The organism is Acidovorax sp. KPB24-03, assembly GCF_057546605.1.
The window spans coordinates 1-2,228 of record NZ_BAAJYR010000494.1; the positions used below are offsets into that span (position 1 = coordinate 1).

Consider the following 2,228-nt stretch of genomic DNA (forward strand, 5'->3'; position numbering starts at 1 on the left):
CCGCCGTGCCCCGCGCCGGATCGGGCGCCCCCCCACGCCGCCGCAGGCCAGCAGCCGCAGCAGCCCAGCCCCGTGCTGGCCGGACAGATGTACGAGAACGTGGCCAGCCGCGCCCTCATGGAACACTGCCTGGACCGGCACAAGGCCCTGGCCCTGGCCGGCTGGCCCGCGGAAGACGTGCTGTACGAACTGCGCCACCAGCCGCCCCAGCCCGGGCACGACACCGTGCTCAAGCTGATGAAGGCCATCGACGCCGAGCAGTCGCTGGAGGCCTTCGAGCAGATCCTGGGCGAAGACCCGTTGCTCGCCTACCGCTTCATGGTCTACACCAACTCGGCAGCGCTCGGCCTGCGCACCGGCGTGGATTCGCTGCGGCGCGGCCTGGTGATGATGGGCTACGGCTCGCTCAAGCGCTGGCTGTCGGACCAGCTGCCGCACGCCAGCACCGACCCCAACCTGCAGCCCATCCGCGAATCCATGGTGCTGCGCGCCCGCCTGACCGAGCGCCTGCTGGACGCCGGCGTGGAAAACGACCTGCGGCGCGAAATCTACCTGTGCGGCCTGCTCTCGCAGATGGACGACCTGCTGGGCGAACCCCTGGGCGCCATCCTGCGCCGCCTGCCCCTGTCCGAACGGATCTACGACGCCACCGTGCTGCACACCGGGCCGTACGCGGCCAGCCTGGAGATGGCCTGCGCGCTGGAGACGGACAACGGCGCGGCGATCCGCCAGCTGTGCGAGACGCACGAGATGGATCTGGAAGAGGTGAATCGGGGGTTGCTGCGGGTGCTGGCGGATCTGGATGTGAAGCGCGGGGGCTGACGACCCAAGCGTTGGAGATCGAAGCGGGGCATGGCGTTGGGCCCCTTGGTTCGTAAAAGCGGCGGCAGGACAGTCACTGCTCTATTAGCAACCCGTGTCTGCACGTCGCTGCGTGCATCCGGCCGCTGCTCTTTGCCTTGGGCTATTGCCCAACGACTCGGATTCTTTTTGGACGCCTCGATCAATAGCCAGATCGCACCAATCGCTGAAGAGCCAACTGCACTCAATTTCTAAAAACTGACAAAGTCTCAAACACATGGTCAAGAGACAGAAAGTCAGTGATTTTTTCAAAATCATCAAAGCAGTGTGGCAAGGGCAAACCAATTCCCTGCACTCCGTCAACGACGACACAACCGCCAAATGCAACCTGCTTTCTGGTTTTAGCAATTACGTCAGAGACAGTCATCCCGGCCCACAATATTTCTTTGTAGTTACCGGGGAATCGAGCATCGCACATCACCGAGTGAACAATACCTGACGATGCGTAGCCAATCGAAATCAAACCACCCTCGAAAACCGCAGTCCCATCGAATATTTCTATCTCGTATTTTTCTGAAAATCTCTCAAAGACAGAGTCAATAGCTTCACCAATCAATACACCGCCCATAGACACGCCGGGAATAATCTCTGAACTTAAAAACATAGCTTTTAGCGCTTCGAATATACCCGAATTTTATTCCTCAACAGCACAACTTAATGAAATAAAAAACGCCTTCAACCCTCAAAATATCCTTAATTTTTTATCCTAAACATCTCCTTCAAACTAACATTCGTACAATCATCAGATATTTCATAATTCAGCCCACTCAAAGCCTCTCGAAAGGCCTTATAAATTAAAAAACTCCACCCTACGAGAACAATATGAACTGCCTGATCTTCTTTTTTGAGGGAGATATCGTAAGTCCAAGAACTCGTCACACAAGGGTCTTTAATTAAAAACTCTCCACAGGGCCCATAGAAAGACAAAAAATTAGCTGCTTTTACAATGCTCTCTGCTTTCCGCATGAAGTTAGTCGAATTTTCGCCGTAGATTTTTATAGTGTATTCGTAGCTCATACATACTCTCAGACGCAACCAAATTCAACGTAACTGAGTGACTTTCAAAATGAATACAACATCAAAATCTCACTCCGTCAACGAGCGTCAAATCAATTCCATTCAAAATCGCGCAAGAAGTTAGAGATCACCTCTCACGCCCCACAAAAACTCTCATTTCAGATGCCCCTCGTGGTTTTTTATCATCGCCAGTTAAGTGCCATCCTGCTGACGCCTCATTTAATTCAATTTATTTGACCACAAAACGACACACACCACTTGCTCGCCGCAATTTCAAAACTTGCCCGCCAAAAATAAATTTAATCAAATCGCACTTTAAAAATTTGAATTCAAATGATTTTCTAAATTTT

At 52.8% G+C, this 2,228-nt stretch carries 3 protein-coding genes; 1 reads left to right on the plus strand and 2 read right to left on the minus strand.

The genetic code is table 11. From position 1 onward, the window contains the following. Positions 1–822: HDOD domain-containing protein (locus tag AC27KI_RS23080; RefSeq protein WP_487116041.1), on the plus strand; the 822-nt coding region annotated here is incomplete at its 5' end. 223 nt (positions 823–1,045) lie between these two features. Here the strand turns inward: AC27KI_RS23080 and AC27KI_RS23085 are convergent. Continuing rightward, entirely contained in the window at positions 1,046–1,465 is a 420-nt protein-coding gene (locus tag AC27KI_RS23085) for a hypothetical protein (RefSeq protein WP_487116043.1), read from the minus strand. Between the two features lie 89 nt (positions 1,466–1,554). Further along, on the minus strand, positions 1,555–1,878 hold the full coding sequence (locus AC27KI_RS23090) for a hypothetical protein (RefSeq protein ID WP_487116045.1): 324 nt from the start codon (positions 1,876–1,878) through the stop codon (positions 1,555–1,557). Positions 1,879–2,228: the final 350 nt, after the last annotated feature.

Excerpts from the sequence above, each read along its gene's own strand:
- AC27KI_RS23085 (WP_487116043.1), bottom strand. The coding sequence starts at position 1,465 with ATGTTTTTAAGTTCAGAGATTATTCCCGGCGTGTCTATGGGCGGTGTA.
- AC27KI_RS23090 (WP_487116045.1), bottom strand. The coding sequence starts at position 1,878 with ATGAGCTACGAATACACTATAAAAATCTACGGCGAAAATTCGACTAAC.